This is a genomic window from Vibrio sp. 10N.222.46.A1, assembly GCF_041473595.1.
GTDB lineage: Bacteria > Pseudomonadota > Gammaproteobacteria > Enterobacterales > Vibrionaceae > Vibrio > Vibrio tasmaniensis_A.
The window spans coordinates 1-332 of sequence record NZ_JBFRSN010001366.1 but is presented as its reverse complement, the minus strand read 5'-3'; the positions used below and the strand labels follow the sequence as shown (position 1 = coordinate 332).

The following is a 332-nucleotide window of genomic DNA, read 5'->3' as shown; positions in this document are numbered from 1 at the left end:
AGACAATCCGTATCGAGACTATTACATTTGGCGCGATGCAAAACAGGATGGCAGCGCACCGGATGACCAAGGTTCGATCTTTGGCGGAAGTGCTTGGCAGTGGGATGAACTCACACAACAATATTACTTCCATCTATTCTCGAAACGTCAGCCAGATTTGAACTGGGAAAACCCGAAGGTTCAAGAAGAAGTTCATACTATGATGAACTGGTGGATTGACCTTGGCATCGGCGGCTTCCGCTTAGATGTGATTGATCTTATTGGTAAAGAGATCGATAAAGGAATCACTGGTAACGGACCAAGGCTGCACAAGCTATTACAACAAATGAATC

The 332-nt window shown here is 45.2% G+C and carries 1 protein-coding gene; it reads left to right on the top strand.

Translation table 11 applies throughout. The features are described 5' to 3' along the window. A partial coding sequence (locus tag AB4496_RS26660; protein ID WP_372132917.1) for an alpha-amylase family glycosyl hydrolase occupies positions 1-332 on the top strand: 332 nt, incomplete at both ends.